Raw genomic sequence first — 14,033 nt, forward strand, 5'->3', positions numbered from 1 at the left:
GGGCGACCCGTCTCATGCTCGATCTCCCGGATCAGCTGGTGACGCTCGGTGATCTCCTCATGGCTGCCATGGCTCATGTTCAACCGGAACACATCTGCCCCGGCCTCAAACAACGACTTGATCATAGCGCGGCTCGAAGAGGCTGGGCCCAATGTCGCCACTATCTTAACGCGGCGGTCGCGTTTCATTGAGAGGTCTCCTTCAGTATCGAGCGCCCTGCATATTGCGCCGTGGTCCCCAGCTCTTCTTCGATGCGGATGAGCTGGTTGTATTTGGCCAGGCGGTCAGAGCGGCTGAGCGAGCCGGTCTTGATCTGGCCGCAGTTCAGCGCGACGGCGAGGTCGGCGATGGTCGCGTCCTCGGTCTCGCCCGAGCGGTGGGACATGACGCTCGTCATGCGCGCACGGTGGGCCATTTCGACCGCCTCGATGGTCTCGGTCAGGGAGCCGATCTGGTTGACCTTCACCAGGATCGAGTTGCCCGCGTCCTCCGCAATGCCCCGCGCCAGGCGCTTGGAGTTGGTCACGAACAGATCGTCGCCGACCAGCTGCACCTTGTCGCCGATCGCCGCCGTCAGCGCCGTCCAGCCCGCCCAATCATCCTCGGCCATGCCGTCTTCGATGGAAATGATCGGATAATCTGCAACAAGTTCAGCCAGATAGTCCGCATTCTCCTGCGAGGTGAGGGATTTTCCCTCGCCCTTCATCTCGTATTTACCGTTGGCATAATATTCGGTGGAGGCACAGTCGAGCGCCAGGAACACGTCCTCACCGGGCGTGTAGCCGGCCTTGGTGATGGAGGTCATGATGAAGTCGAGCGCTTCGCGGGTCGATTGCAGCGCGGGGGCAAAGCCGCCCTCATCGCCGATGCCGGTGTTGTGGCCGGCGCTGCTCAGCTCTTTTTTGAGCGTATGGAAAATCTCCGCCCCGATGCGCACCGCCTCGCGCAGGCTGTCCGCGCCCACGGGCATGATCATGAATTCCTGGATGTCGATCGGATTGTCGGCATGCTCGCCGCCATTGATGATGTTCATCATCGGCACCGGCAGCAGGCGGGCGGACGTGCCACCGATATAGCGATAGAGCGGCTGACCCACGCTTTCGGCCGCCGCATGGGCCACAGCCAGAGAGACGCCCAGGATCGCGTTCGCGCCCAGGCGGCCCTTGTTCTCCGTCCCGTCCAGACGGCACATCATCTCGTCGATCAGCACCTGCTCGCGGGCATCCATGCCCAAAAGCTCCTGACAGATCTCGGTGTTCACCGCCTCAACCGCCTTGAGCACACCCTTGCCCAGATAGCGGCCCTTGTCGCCATCGCGCAGCTCAACCGCCTCATGCGCCCCCGTCGACGCGCCTGACGGAACCGCCGCACGGCCCAATGAGCCGTCCTCCAGCAATACATCAACCTCAACCGTCGGATTCCCCCGGCTGTCCAGTATCTCGCGCGCTGTGATGTCGAGGATGATGCTCATGGCAATGGCTCCTGTCTTGGAATAAGTATTCTTCAGCAAAAAGGGCGGCGACAGTGCACCGCCCTTCTGCAGGATTGGAGATTAGTCAGGCAGCCAGCCGCTCAAACAAGCGAGCGACAGCTTCCGCACCCGGATCTACGTGGCCGCGCAATTGATCGGCATTCAAATATGCCGCTCGCCCGGCATTTGCTGTCTCCATATGCGCGGTCTGATTGGCTGCCGTCCGTGCCGCGGCGGCGGCAGCATTCAGGCCTTGATCAAGATGAGCGAGTGCCGGGTGCAGGGCGTCAACCATTGTACGATCACCCAGTTGCGCACCGCCAATCTCTTGCATTCTTGTCAATCCAGCCCGCAGAGCTTCCCGCATGGACATTCCGCTCGACGCAGCATCACCCGCTGCCGCGAAGAAAATCGCGAGGAGGACCCCAGAAGACCCGCCCATCGTCTGACTAAGCTCTTGTCCAATTGCGCGGTAGAGCTGCGTGTGATCCGCGAGTGGCAATTTATCCATGGAGCCGATCAGGGCACGCGCCGCACCAGCAAGTGTGGAACCGGTATCGCCATCACCGGACTTTGCATCCAGAAGGTTCAAGTCCCCTTCTGCTGCGATCATGATCTCGCAACAACGCGTGAGGAATTGCTGGGTCTTTTGATGAGCGGACGGCATCGGACGAATGGGCGCCAAACCATCGGGAAGTTCGCGCACATCGACGGAGACACGCTCCTCCATCGTGGGCCAAGCCGACAACGGCGTTGAAGCGCTCAATGCCATAATGTCTTCCGGCCCTGCGGGATATACGCTCAAGGAAAAGCCGTGCATGTCCAACGACGTCACCATACTGGCAGGCCCTATGACATGCCCGATCTGGCCGCCGATTTCCGACTGAATTAGCTCGTTGGCGATGACCGCCATTTCCAATTCGGACGTGCCGCCCAGGTTGTTGAGCAAGGCAACGTGGCGCACTCCACTTGGCATGGTCGCTTTCAGACGACTCACTACCGTTGCCATGGCGGCGCGCAGATCTGTGTAATCGATTTGCTCAATCCCGGCCTCGCCATGAATACCTAATCCAAGTTCTGCTTTGCCTGCTGGGATGCGGTTTTCCTTGGGCGCACCAGGGACCTGACAGGTATCGAGAGACATTCCGATTGTTCGCGTTCCGCCGATAACCCGTTCTGCTGCCGCAGCAACCGTTTTGAGATCAGAGCCAGCCTCAGCCAACGCGCCTGCAATCTTGTGAACAAATAGAGTTCCCGCGACCCCCCGCGCCTGCGGAAGATCGGGAAGGGCAATATCGTCATCGACCACAACCATGCGCACATTGAGGCCAAAGGCGCGAGCCCGTTCCGCCGCCAATCCGAAATTCAGGCGGTCGCCCGTATAGTTCTTAACGACCAGAAGACATCCTGCGGGGCCGGTGACGGCCAAAATACCGGCCAGCACGGCGTCAACGGACGGTGAGGCAAAGACGTCACCACACACCGCTGCCGTCAGCATGCCCGGCCCCACAAAACCGGCATGCGCAGGCTCGTGACCTGACCCACCACCCGACACGATTGCGACACGTGATTTATCCCAATCGGCCCTGACGACAACGCGAATGTGCGGATAGCCATCCAAGCGTGCCAACCGTCCGCCGGACACTGCAATCAGACCGTCAATCGCGTCCTGAACGACCGTCTGCTTCTCATTGATGAATTGAGCCATGTCTCTGTTCCTTAGAAGATGCGATCGCCAGATGCGTCGAAGAAGTACGGATTCTGCGGCGAAATTCTGAGCGTTTCGCCGCCTGTGAGTTCAGTGTGCGCGTCGGTCACTGTCGTGACCTCGTGACTGTCCATGCGCAGGTGTAGACGAGTTTGATCACCCAATCGCTCCACCCGTTGAACAGTTGCCGGAATGCCTTCGCCCTGCCGGATATGCTCAGGTCGCAGCCCGATATGGGTTGCACCGTTCGGAGCGTGCCCGAAAAGATCTGCGGGAAGAATATTGATCCGCGGCTGACCCAGACGGCTGGCAGCGTAGATACTGACCGGGTTTTCATAGATCTCACGCGGTGTGCCGAACTGAACCAGACGCCCGCGATCCAGTACACCGACATGTGTCGCCATGGTCATCGCCTCAATCTGATCATGCGTGACGTAGAGCAATGTTGAGCCACGCTCCGACTGGATGGATTTCAACTCAACCCTCAGATCGGCGCGCAGCTTTGCGTCCAGGGAAGACAGTGGTTCATCCATCAAGAAGACACTTGGATCTCTCACCAGGGCGCGACCGATGGAAACGCGCTGCATCTCGCCCCCTGACAAGGCAGTGGCTTTATTGTCCATCTTATGCGCGATTTGCAGAACCTCTGCGACCATCTGAACTTTACTGCTGATGATCTCTTCAGGTGTCTTCAGCAGAGGCGACCGCAATGGAAAGGCAAGATTGTCCCTTACTGTCAGGTGCGGATAGAGCGAGTACTGCTGAAAAACCATTGCAACATTGCGCTGGCTTGGCGTCAGCGACGCCATCGACCGACCATCAAAGAAGACTTCACCTTCATCTGGCAAATCCAGTCCCGAGACCATCCGCAGTGTCGTTGTCTTTCCTGCTCCGGTTGGGCCGAGAAGAACGACGAACGCGCCATCCGGTACGGTCATTGAGACGTTATCAAGTGCCGTCACATCACCAAAGCGGCGTGTGACATTTCTTAGTTCCACCTCAGCCATTCTGGATCACCTTCTCATTTGCAACTGATCGTAGTGCCCTTCCCGATTGCGTGTCGAACAGCGTTACAGATCGCGGATCGGGTCGAATACCGGTTGTGACGTCGATTGGAACAACTCTATCTGATGGAACACGCGCCTTAACCTCACCAAAAGCTGTCGTGAGCGTGACGATCTGCGTCGTTCCAAGGTATTCACTCGCCAGAACACGCCCGCGGATTGGAGCATCATCTTCCAACGTCACATGCTCCGGTCGGAAGCCAAGTGTCAGCTGACCGCTCCCGGTTTCACGAACGGTGGGGATCGTCAGACGTGCATCGCCAACAAGAACAGCAGAGTCATTCGGTGCAACATTTCCTTGGAACGTAAGGAAGTTCATTGAGGGTGAGCCAAGGAACTTGGCCACAAACATTGTAGCGGGCCAATCATAGATCTCTTGTGGGACGCCAAACTGCTCCACCACGCCATGGTTCATCACGACAATCTTGTCGCCCATCTGCATCGCTTCGAGTTGGTCATGTGTCACATAGACTGTCGTGGCTCTCATACGATTGTGCAGCGCCCGCAGTTCTTCGCTCATATGTTCACGAAATTCAGCATCCAGCGCACCCAACGGTTCGTCCATGAAAAACGCCTTTGGGTCCCTGACGATCGCCCGGCCGAGCGCGACCCTCTGCCGGTCCCCACCGGATAGTCCGCCGACAGGCTTTGACAGTATGTCCTCGATGCCAAGTATCCGGGCAACTTCACGAACCTTTGTTTCGGCGTCCGCCTTCGACATCCCTTGGGACCGCAGCGGATAACTGATGTTTCCACCAACATTCATGTGTGGGTAGAGGGCGAACATCTGGAAAACAAATGCAATGTCTCGCTGGCTTGCCGGTCGCTGACCAACTTCCTCTCCGTCGATGTAGATCTCGCCAGAAGTGGGCAACTCCAGTCCAGCCATCATGCGCAGCGTCGTGGTCTTACCGCACCCAGACGGCCCCAACAGCATGAAGAACTCACCATCCTCGATCGTGAAAGTTGAGGACTGGACGGCGGTGAATGCCCCGAACTCCTTACGGACGTTCTCTATCCTTATCTGTGCCATGGTCCTTACTCCGGGAAATGACTGACGATGATAAACATCACCGTGCCAACAAGGGTGACGACAAATGAGTACGAGTAGATCGTGATTGAGATCGGCTGCATCAGCATTACGACACCCAAAGCGATCAAGATCGAGGCGACCATCTCCCATGCGCCGCGTCGAAAACGCAGCAGGTCTTTGAAAAAGCGTGTCATTTTCGAACAGCTCCGAATGTGATCCCGCGTAGAAGGTGTTTCCTGAGCAAGATCGTGAAGACCATGACCGGTACGAGGAAAATCGTGGCGCCAGCAGCAACGGCCGGCCAATCCTGCCCACCAACTCCGATGATGGTTGGAATAAACGGCGGGGCGGTCTGAGCAGTGCCAGAGGTCAGAAGCACGGCAAAGGCGTATTCGTTCCAGGCAAAGATCAAACAGAAGATCGCCGTCGATGCGATGCCCGTCGCAGCCTGTGGCAACACCACTTTGTAGAAGGCCTGAAAGCGGGTGTAGCCATCGATAAGTGCCGCTTCCTCATACTCGATGGGGATTTCGTCGATGAAGCCCTTCAACAGCCATACCGACAACGACAGGTTCACCGCGGTGTAGAGCAAGATCATTCCTGCATGGGTATCGTTTAAGCCAAGTTGCCGGAACATAAGGAAAATCGGGATCGCGACTGCGATCGGTGGCATCATCCGGGTTGAGAGGATGAAGAACAGTAGATCATCCTTCAGCGGTACTCGGAAGCGAGAGAACGCGTAGGCCGCCGCAGTGCCAAGAACGATACATAGGAACGTAGAACCAAATCCGATGATGACGGAATTGAGGAAGCGTTCCCCGTATCGAGATGGGCCGGTTATGACCATATCATACTGGCGTACAATGCGATCATACCATGTTGTGGGTTCACCTAACTCAGCCAGCATATCTTCTGTTGCACGCGTTCTGGACGTGAAGAGGTTTACGTAACCTTCGACTGTCGGCTCAAATACAACCTTTGGTGGATATGCGATTGCATCAGCGGGGGACTTAAAACCCGTAGCGATGATCCAAAGCAGCGGCATAATCGTGATGAGCGCGTACCCGACGACCAGTACACCGGCGAACCATTTCTGCCGATTTGACGGCTCAGTGACTGAAAAACTCATCGTTCCTTAACCTTGTTGAGGGCTTTCACGTAGATCGACGCCAGACCAAAGACTGTGACGAACAGGATCACGGCGTAGGCAGAGGAATAGCCTGTACGCCATTTTTCAAAGGCCTCCCGCTTCAGATCGATGGATGTCAGCGTTGTGATCGACCCCGGTCCGCCACCTGTCAGCTGCACGACAAGATCGAACATTTTGAAGTTCTCAATTCCGCGGAATAGCACCGCCAGCATTAGGAAGGGCAACGCCATGGGAATTGTGATCGTCCAGAATTGGCGCCACTTGCTAGCACGGTCACATTCAGCAGCTTCGTAGATGCTGTCGGGGATCGAGCGGAGTCCAGCCAGGCAGATCAGCATTACGAAGGGCGTCCACATCCACGTGTCGACGATGACAATGGCCCATGGGGCGAGGTGTGTGTCGCCGATCATCGAAAAGCTCGAAGGATCGGCACCGGTCAGAAACCCGATCACATAATTGAACAGACCGATCTGCGGCTGGTATAGGAATGTCCAGAAGTTACCGACAACCGCCGGGCTCAACATCATTGGGAACACGATGATCGTGGTCCACATGTCGTTGCCCTTGAATTTCTTGTTAATCAGGTAGGCGAGTGCAAACCCGATCAGAACCTGCAAGACAATCGTCCAAAGCAGGAAGTGAGCCGTGGCCTGCATAGTGTTCCAGATGTCGGCGTCATTGAGGATACGCTCGTAGTTTCGCAGCCCAACCCACTCAACATCATTGTTGGGTCGATTGACCCTGAAATTTGTGAAGCTCAGGCGGATCGTCCAGATCAACGGAAAGATGTTGACCGCAAGTAGAAGAAAGATCGACGGCGCAACAAAGATCCAAGCGATTGCCCGGTCCGACAGGCCACGAACCTTGTTCGCGATAGGATCAGGCGTCGCATGCGCGATCGCATCGATCGGTTTGTAAGACATTTTACTGTACCTTGTGACAGCCCTGCAGATCACTGAAAGCGTGATTTGCAGGGCGGACTTTGAGAAAAGGCCCCTAGCGCTCAAGCTGGCCCTTTGCGCTAGGGGCAGTGCCGCCCAGACGGGAAGGATGAAGGGCGGCTAGCCGATTAGAGCTTGCCTTCGTCTTCAAAGACCTCGACCCAGTCCCCCACAAGACCGTCGAGCGCTTCCTCGGCTGTACCTTCGCCAGCAACAACGTAGTTGTGGACGCGTGCCTGCATTGCGAGAAGCAATTCGGCATAGGCAGGATCAGCCCAGAAGTCCTTCACGATGGCCATAGAGTCCAAGAAGGTCTGTGCGTAGGGCTGGCTGCTGGCAAAATCTGGATCCTCTACAACTGCATTCAATGCAGAGTAGCCACCGAGCTCCCACCACCGTGCTTGCACTTCAGGCTGCGCAAACCACTGAATGTATTCGAGCGCGGCATCCTGATTATCGGAATAGGACACCACGGAAATACCCTGTCCACCCAGCTGCGCAAACTGCCCTGCCGGACCGGCGGGGTTCGGGAAGTAACCAGATCGATCGCCGCCAACATTCGGATCAGCATTCACGCCGGGCCAGATGAAGGCAAAGTTCATCTGCATCGCGACTTGGCCCGATTTGTAGGCGTCGATGTTCTCACCCATGTACCAGTTGGAAGAGCCCGGCGGCGTCGCCGTTTCGTAAAGGTCGCGATAGAATTCCAGACCGGCAATTGCGCCTTCGGAATTCACAAAGCCTTCGAGATCATAGGGCTGGTCCGGGTTCTCGTATTCGAAACCATAGTTGTAGAGCGCGTTCGTGACGCCCATCGTGATGCCTTCGGAACCGCGCTCAGTATAGATCGCTGCACCATAGACTGTCGTCCCGTCGATCTCGCGACCTTGGAAAAACTGTGCAATATCGCGAAGTTCATCTAGTGTCTGCGGCACGCCGAGTTCACGACCGTACTCTGCAGAGAATGCTGCACGAATGTCCTCACGCTCAAACCAGTCGCGCCGATACGTCCAGCCGACGACATCACCAAATGCAGGCAAAGCCCAATAGTTCGGTGTGCCCTTTGGCCATTCGGAGTAGCCGGTCACGGTGGCAGGGATAAAGTCATCCATGCTGATGCCGTTAGCATCGAAGAAGTCATTGAGCTGGACATAATGGCCCTGCTCCGCCCCGCCACCGATCCATTGGCTGTCACCGATCATCAGATCGCAGAGGCCGCCGCCAGAGTTGAGTTCGTTCAGCATCCGATCGGCAAAGTTCGGCCAAGGCACAAACTCAAAATTCATGTTGTGTCCGGACTGCTCCTCGAAGTCCCGGCTCAGTTCAACAAGAGCGTTCGCCGGATCCCAGGCAGCCCAGCACAATGTCAGGTCAACACCATGACCATCAGCCAAAACCGGTGAAGACACCGCCAGCGCGAGACACATTGAAGCGGTTGAAGCCAGTAAGTTCTTTTTCATCCATTCCTCCCAGAACGCTTGAGACCGATACTCTCCCGATCGGCTGGGTTGACGTTATTTGAGGTGCGTACCTCAAATCAAGCAATTTCTGAGGTTCGTACCTCAAGTGTCTTGTGCAAGCCGTGAGAGTTTGTGACAATCATGAGAAATAAAAGGAAATTTAGCCGTGCGTCCGACCACAAAAGACCTCGCAAAAGCCGCCGGAGTAAGCCTTGCCAGCGTTGATCGCGTCTTGAACGACCGCGGCGGCGTTGGCAAAAAAACCGTCGCCGCAGTCCATGAGGCAATCGAACGAATCGGATTCACGCGCAACGTCAGCGCCGCAAACCTCGCGCGAGGCAAGACATATGAGTTTCGATTCCTGCTGCCCGAAGATGGCGGAGAGTTTGTCGGCAAACTCTACGACCGGATCGATGAAGCATCCCAGATGTTTGAAGAAGAAGGAATAAAGGTCAGCACTGCGGCGATCCCTGCGCTTGATGCCCATCGCACTGCGGCAATGCTTGCCGAAATTGGTGCGAAGGCAGATGGAATTGCATTGATGTCGCCGGACTCACCACAGGTCCGCGATGCTGCACTAAGACTCCAGAAAGATGGCAAGCATATCCTGAAGCTCTTCTCCGGAAAGGGCGTGGATGAGATCGCGCCAGTCGGCATCGACAACAAGGCTGCGGGCGCAACCGCAGCGCAAATCTTGGGGCGCTTCACCCCGAGCGGTCCCGGCGAAGTTCTTGTTTTTGCTGACACAATGAGCGCACAAGACAGTATTGAACGACGCCTTGGTTTCGATGCGTTTCTGGCAGAACGCTTTCCAAACCTAACCGCACTACCCTCACTGGAAACATATAGGCAGCCTGCAAGAGCGGTTACAATCGCCAGCAACGCTGCTCGCAACCATAGCAACGTCGTCGCCGCCTACGTGATGTCACCTGAAGCTGCCGTAACCGTCAACGCACTCAAGGTGGCATTTGACCTGAACAACCTCACGGTCATTGCCCACGAGCGAACGGACTACACCGAAGCCGCACTACGCGCCGGAGAGATCGACGCGCTGATTGCTCAGAACCCAGGTCATGTTGTGCGAAGCGCAATTCGCCAGATGAGAGCGCGGTGTGAAAACAGAGGGATCGTTGCATCGCAGGAAGCGATCAGAATTGAGATTCTGCTGGAGGCAAATCTCTGATCACAACCCTCCGGCTCGAGCAGCAAATATCTCCTGCCAATCCCTCGCCAGCTGATCCAACGCTTCCTGTGCTGTACCAACATCTCTCACGACGTAGTCGTGAACGCGAGCCTGCATGGCTGCAAGCAGTTGTTCATACTCAGGTTCTTGCCAGAAGTCTCGTGCGCCGCTCAGTGCAGTGACGTACTCTTCTGCGAATGGTCGGGTTTGCTCAAATCCTGGTCTTTCGAGGACAGATCTGTGGACAGAGTAACCTCCAAAATCCCACCATTTCTGTTGAATCTCTTCGCGGGAAAACCATTCCAAGAATTGATAGGCGGCGTCCTTGTTTGAAGAGCTCGATACGATGGACATGCCCTGCCCACCTAGAGTCGAAGCAACAGCTTCCTCTCCGGGGTTCGCGAAGAAACCAGATCTACCTCGCCCAACACTTCGGTCAGCATGAATGCCCGGGAAGAACGCAAACCAATTCATCTGCATGGCTACCCGGCCTTCTGAGTACGCGTCCAAGTTTCCGACCATGTAACTTTCCTCAAGATCAGCGGGCGTCGCAGTATCGTGGAGAATCTTGTAAAATTCCAAAGCGTTGACAGCAGCGGTAGCATTGATCGCACCATCAACTTCATACGAGTTGGGCGTTAGCTCATATAGGCCGTCCCATGCATAGAGCGCAGAACTATACCCCATTGTGATCCCTTCTGACGCACGCTCATCATAGATCGCAGCACCTGAAACCACCTGACCGTCTATCTCTCGCCCTTGGAAGAACTGAGCCACTTCCAATAGTTCCTGCCAGCTTGCAGGGACCCTTAGCGGTCTTCCATGTTCATTCTGAAAATCCGCTGCGATTCCGGGACGTTCAAACCAGTCTTGCCTATAGACCCAACCAAGGGCATCACCCATTGCAGGCAACGCGTAATAATTTGCCGAGCCTTTGGGCCAAGCAGAATATGCGTCCACCGCCCGCGTGAGGTACGCCTCCATATCAATTTCAGCCTCACTTAAGAACGAGTTCAACGGCTCGTAGTGGCCTTCTTCAGCAGCGAGACCGATCCACTGACTGTCTCCGATCATGATGTCACATGTCGCGTCACCACCCTCCAGTCGACTGATCATAACGTCAGCGAAACTGGTCCATGGCACAAGTTCCAGATCAACCTGAATATCAGTTTCGACCGTAAATTCTTTCGATAAGTCAAAAAGATAAAGAGCAGGATCCCATTCTGCCCAGCAGATCTGAAGAGGTGGTGTGCCTTGGGACATGGCCACAGATGGCGCAAAGACACCCAATGCAAACGCGACAGCCTGAGACGTGCATTTATCCATTTCTTCCTCCGAAGATCACTTTATGAAGTACGTACCTCATTTATGAATTCGCAGCAAGGCTTTTGAACTCGTACGGGTGAGGGGGGATACGGATGCATCCTTGCCCGAAAAAAAAATGATACGGTGCTCTTGCCGGACATCTACGTTCCAGATGGTCCTCGCAGGAGTGACGTTTTTCTGTCGGTCGAATGCTGAATTTGCTTGACCATAAAGGTAAATCGGCTTTGCAAATCGCGTGCTGGCCCCCTGCACATACGAGAGTCAAGGGTAGAACTGCCCTGCTCTCGACATCTGCTTGTCGAACGTCAGTCAATCCCGACCTAACGGGTATTTCTGACCCAATTGTCGAGAGACGAACGCGTCATCCCCCTTGGCGTTCGCACTAATGTTCTCGGCGCCCCTACCCTCTCCGCGCGTCTTATTCCCGAGGCCTCAAACAGCGCTGTCGCAGCTGCTGAAACGCACTGGTCGGCCAAGCCCGGAGGTTCGTTGGGCAACTTGTATCTGACGGTCATGAGGCACCCCTCTGGTCGCTGGTTTTGAGCGAAGCCCCTTGGGGCGCTCGTCTTACAAAACCTGCTCCCGGCGAGGGTTGGGGGTAGCAAGTGCAACACTATTCGACAGGGACTTGGTGCGGCCCGCAGCCCCTGGTCGAGGACACGGCCCTGTCTAATCGCGTTGCACGCGCGTGGGGACGACGTCCCCTAGCTCTTCATGAGGAAGGAGAAATGCTCGCCGCGCACGGCGAGCTCAACTTGCAGTGCGTCGAAGGTCCGGAACCTGGAACAGGTGGGCGGGAAGCAGTCATTCGCTGCGGCTGCGAGTTTAACTTTGCCAGACTATGACAGCGGCCATCCAGCGAGGTCCGCGCTGCGGAACCCCGGGTGACGTGCAGGGAGGTCGGAGAGCTGACGGATGCGGATGCAGTAGCGCGGTCTTCGCCGCCGCTACATCTCAACGCTCTCCGAGATCGCTAGTGCATCCTCCAGCTCAACACCGAGATACCGGACCGTACTGTCCATCTTCGTATGGCCCAGCAGAAGCTGCACCGCACGTAGGTTGCCGGTCTTCCGATAGATCTCCGCCACCTTCATGCGGCGCATCGAGTGGGTGCCGTAGGCGCTCGGCTCGAGGCCGATCGAGCTCACCCAGTCGCGTACGAGCCGAGCATATTGCCGGGTCGAGATATCGAGCCGGTCATGGAACCGACCCGGCCACAGGTATTCCGATCCGATCATAAGCGGATCGTCTAGCCAATCGGCAATCGTCTTCCGCGTCCCGTCCGTGATCTCGAAGCGCACAGGCTTCTGCGTCTTGCTCTGCAGGATCGAGGTGCGCTCCTTTACCTGGCCCGCCGCGTAGACATCCGTCACCTTCAGGCGGACCAAGTCGCACCCACGCAGCTTGCTGTCGATAGCGAGATTGAAGAGAGCAAGATTCTGCACCGCCTTCGCGATTTCGAGCCGGACCCGGATGGCCCAGACGTGTTTGGGATGCAGCGGACGCTTCTGGCCGATCAGGCGGCCCTTATTCCAAGCGGGGCGGTTCTGGCGGACGGCTGGCAGGTTCGGAACAGTCATGGCAGATCCTTTGCAATCCACCCCCCTGCCCTCCCGGCGACCCAGTGTCGGGACTAAACTATACCACAAAAAGCGCGGATGCGCTTGGGTTAGGAGAGACGATGGGAAAGGGTTGCCTAGCAAAATAATAATTCGCTAGGCATTTCGGCTACGTCAGACGGAGCGCGCCTTGAAATCACTTAGCAGCGTTGCTCTCAGCGCCTACACCGATCTCGTTCGTCTTCTGCGAGACGACCAGATTGCAGACATCTTCGGCACCCCGACCCGCAAAATGCGGGGAAGCAAGTCCTACTGGTACGCCGTGAAGCGCATCGGCCGTGAGACGCGCTTCGTCTACATTGGTGAAGATAGCGCAGAGGTGCGCGCCCAGATTGATCGGCTGGAAGAGCTTCGCGCGACGGCCAAGGACCGCCAGACCGAACGGGCCCGCCTTGTTTGAATACTTCGCGTTGAAGGCATGACACCGACGGATCGTGCGACAGGCTCAATCCTGTCCGCCCTTGCAGGCGCCGGCACATTTCGCCTAGGGGGCACGATCGTTGGAACGAATGCCCCCCCAGCATTATGGTAGTCGTCCGGTTTCGATCCGCGCTCCCGGGTGGGGAGCGTCGGTGCGGGCCGCTGCATTCAACATCGAGGCGATTGTTTCGATCCGCGCTCCCGGGTGGGGAGCGTCGCTTTGGTGAGGTGTTCGACAACCGGCTTGTGGTGTTTCGATCCGCGCTCCCGGGTGGGGAGCGTCGGTGACGCGAGGCGCGCAGGCCGATGATGATGATGTTTCGATCCGCGCTCCCGGGTGGGGAGCGTCTGTGGCGTTGCCGATCGTGCAGCGTCCCTTCGCTGTTTCGATCCGCGCTCCCGGGTGGGGAGCGTCGCGGCGGGACTGGCTCTTAGCGAGACTGGTTCTCGTTTCGATCCGCGCTCCCGGGTGGGGAGCGTCCGGGGCGTCTGGAAAGACAAGCCAGCCAAGGACGGTTTCGATCCGCGCTCCCGGGTGGGGAGCGTCGGGAGGCGTGCCCCTCGCACCGCGTGCGACCCGGTGTTTCGATCCGCGCTCCCGGGTGGGGAGCGTCGGCTGGCTTCCACGAGACGGCGAAGCAGAGTGATGTTTCGATCC

Annotated in this window: 13 protein-coding genes and 1 CRISPR repeat array (1 of these 14 running past the window's edge); of the genes, 2 read left to right on the forward strand and 11 right to left on the reverse strand. The window is 56.9% G+C overall.

Annotated features, from left to right (window positions below; genetic code table 11):
* The 9 genes from POI8812_RS17295 to POI8812_RS17335 form a co-directional block, all read right to left on the reverse strand.
* Positions 1-188: pyruvate kinase (locus tag POI8812_RS17295; RefSeq protein ID WP_245895458.1), on the reverse strand; the 188-nt coding region annotated here is incomplete at its 3' end.
* A complete protein-coding gene (gene eno, locus POI8812_RS17300) occupies positions 185-1,471 on the reverse strand; it encodes a phosphopyruvate hydratase (RefSeq protein WP_108783884.1) in 1,287 nt (428 codons plus the stop codon). The genes eno and POI8812_RS17295, both read right to left, overlap by 4 nt.
* An 85-nt stretch (positions 1,472-1,556) precedes the next feature.
* Positions 1,557-3,179, reverse strand: a complete 1,623-nt coding sequence (locus tag POI8812_RS17305) for a dihydroxyacetone kinase subunit DhaK (protein WP_108783885.1) — start codon at positions 3,177-3,179, stop codon at positions 1,557-1,559.
* Positions 3,180-3,190: 11 nt separating this feature from the next.
* Entirely contained in the window at positions 3,191-4,186 is a 996-nt protein-coding gene (locus tag POI8812_RS17310; protein WP_108783886.1) for an ABC transporter ATP-binding protein, read from the reverse strand.
* Positions 4,179-5,276 (reverse strand): ABC transporter ATP-binding protein, encoded by a 1,098-nt coding sequence (locus tag POI8812_RS17315; protein WP_108783887.1) that lies wholly within the window; start codon positions 5,274-5,276, stop codon positions 4,179-4,181. Before POI8812_RS17315 ends, POI8812_RS17310 begins: the two co-directional genes overlap by 8 nt.
* 5 nt (positions 5,277-5,281) lie before the next feature.
* Entirely contained in the window at positions 5,282-5,470 is a 189-nt protein-coding gene (locus tag POI8812_RS17320) for a hypothetical protein (protein ID WP_108783888.1), read from the reverse strand.
* Positions 5,467-6,405 carry a carbohydrate ABC transporter permease gene (locus POI8812_RS17325; protein ID WP_108783889.1) on the reverse strand — a complete coding sequence of 313 codons (939 nt, stop codon included), beginning with the start codon at positions 6,403-6,405 and terminating at the stop codon, positions 5,467-5,469. The genes POI8812_RS17320 and POI8812_RS17325 overlap by 4 nt, the downstream gene beginning before the upstream one ends.
* Complete coding sequence (locus tag POI8812_RS17330; RefSeq protein ID WP_108783890.1) at positions 6,402-7,349, reverse strand: carbohydrate ABC transporter permease; 948 nt, start codon at positions 7,347-7,349, stop codon at positions 6,402-6,404. The genes POI8812_RS17325 and POI8812_RS17330 overlap by 4 nt, the downstream gene beginning before the upstream one ends.
* 146 nt (positions 7,350-7,495) lie before the next feature.
* Entirely contained in the window at positions 7,496-8,827 is a 1,332-nt protein-coding gene (locus POI8812_RS17335; RefSeq protein ID WP_108783891.1) for an ABC transporter substrate-binding protein, read from the reverse strand.
* Positions 8,828-8,993: 166 nt separating this feature from the next.
* Here POI8812_RS17335 and POI8812_RS17340 point away from each other — a divergent pair, with 166 nt between their 5' ends.
* A complete protein-coding gene (locus POI8812_RS17340) occupies positions 8,994-10,010 on the forward strand; it encodes a LacI family DNA-binding transcriptional regulator (RefSeq protein ID WP_108783892.1) in 1,017 nt (338 codons plus the stop codon).
* On the opposite strand, the gene POI8812_RS17345 is transcribed toward POI8812_RS17340, so the two are convergent.
* Together POI8812_RS17345 and POI8812_RS17350 are read right to left on the reverse strand one after the other, a co-directional pair.
* Positions 10,011-11,336, reverse strand: a complete 1,326-nt coding sequence (locus POI8812_RS17345) for an ABC transporter substrate-binding protein (protein WP_108783893.1) — start codon at positions 11,334-11,336, stop codon at positions 10,011-10,013.
* 947 nt (positions 11,337-12,283) lie between these two features.
* Positions 12,284-12,916, reverse strand: a complete 633-nt coding sequence (locus POI8812_RS17350; RefSeq protein WP_108783894.1) for a tyrosine-type recombinase/integrase — start codon at positions 12,914-12,916, stop codon at positions 12,284-12,286.
* A gap of 169 nt (positions 12,917-13,085) precedes the next feature.
* On the opposite strand from POI8812_RS17350, the gene POI8812_RS17355 reads away from it, so the two are divergent.
* Positions 13,086-13,355, forward strand: coding sequence for a DUF6788 family protein (locus POI8812_RS17355; protein WP_245895459.1), 270 nt, complete (start codon positions 13,086-13,088; stop codon positions 13,353-13,355).
* A gap of 139 nt (positions 13,356-13,494) precedes the next feature.
* Positions 13,495-14,033: a CRISPR direct-repeat array (repeat unit 32 nt; unit sequence GTTTCGATCCGCGCTCCCGGGTGGGGAGCGTC) (it continues 1,276 nt past the right edge of the window).

The sequence above is a fragment of the Pontivivens insulae genome, from assembly GCF_900302495.1.
Taxonomy (GTDB): Bacteria; Pseudomonadota; Alphaproteobacteria; order Rhodobacterales; family Rhodobacteraceae; genus Pontivivens; species Pontivivens insulae.

Bases quoted from the DNA above. Each gene is read 5' to 3' on its own strand.
- eno (WP_108783884.1), bottom strand. From the start codon at position 1,471: ATGAGCATCATCCTCGACATCACAGCGCGCGAGATACTGGACAGCCGG.
- POI8812_RS17305 (WP_108783885.1), bottom strand. From the start codon at position 3,179: ATGGCTCAATTCATCAATGAGAAGCAGACGGTCGTTCAGGACGCGATT.
- POI8812_RS17310 (WP_108783886.1), bottom strand. From the start codon at position 4,186: ATGGCTGAGGTGGAACTAAGAAATGTCACACGCCGCTTTGGTGATGTG.
- POI8812_RS17315 (WP_108783887.1), bottom strand. From the start codon at position 5,276: ATGGCACAGATAAGGATAGAGAACGTCCGTAAGGAGTTCGGGGCATTC.
- POI8812_RS17320 (WP_108783888.1), bottom strand. From the start codon at position 5,470: ATGACACGCTTTTTCAAAGACCTGCTGCGTTTTCGACGCGGCGCATGG.
- POI8812_RS17325 (WP_108783889.1), bottom strand. From the start codon at position 6,405: ATGAGTTTTTCAGTCACTGAGCCGTCAAATCGGCAGAAATGGTTCGCC.
- POI8812_RS17330 (WP_108783890.1), bottom strand. From the start codon at position 7,349: ATGTCTTACAAACCGATCGATGCGATCGCGCATGCGACGCCTGATCCT.
- POI8812_RS17335 (WP_108783891.1), bottom strand. From the start codon at position 8,827: ATGAAAAAGAACTTACTGGCTTCAACCGCTTCAATGTGTCTCGCGCTG.
- POI8812_RS17345 (WP_108783893.1), bottom strand. From the start codon at position 11,336: ATGGATAAATGCACGTCTCAGGCTGTCGCGTTTGCATTGGGTGTCTTT.
- POI8812_RS17350 (WP_108783894.1), bottom strand. From the start codon at position 12,916: ATGACTGTTCCGAACCTGCCAGCCGTCCGCCAGAACCGCCCCGCTTGG.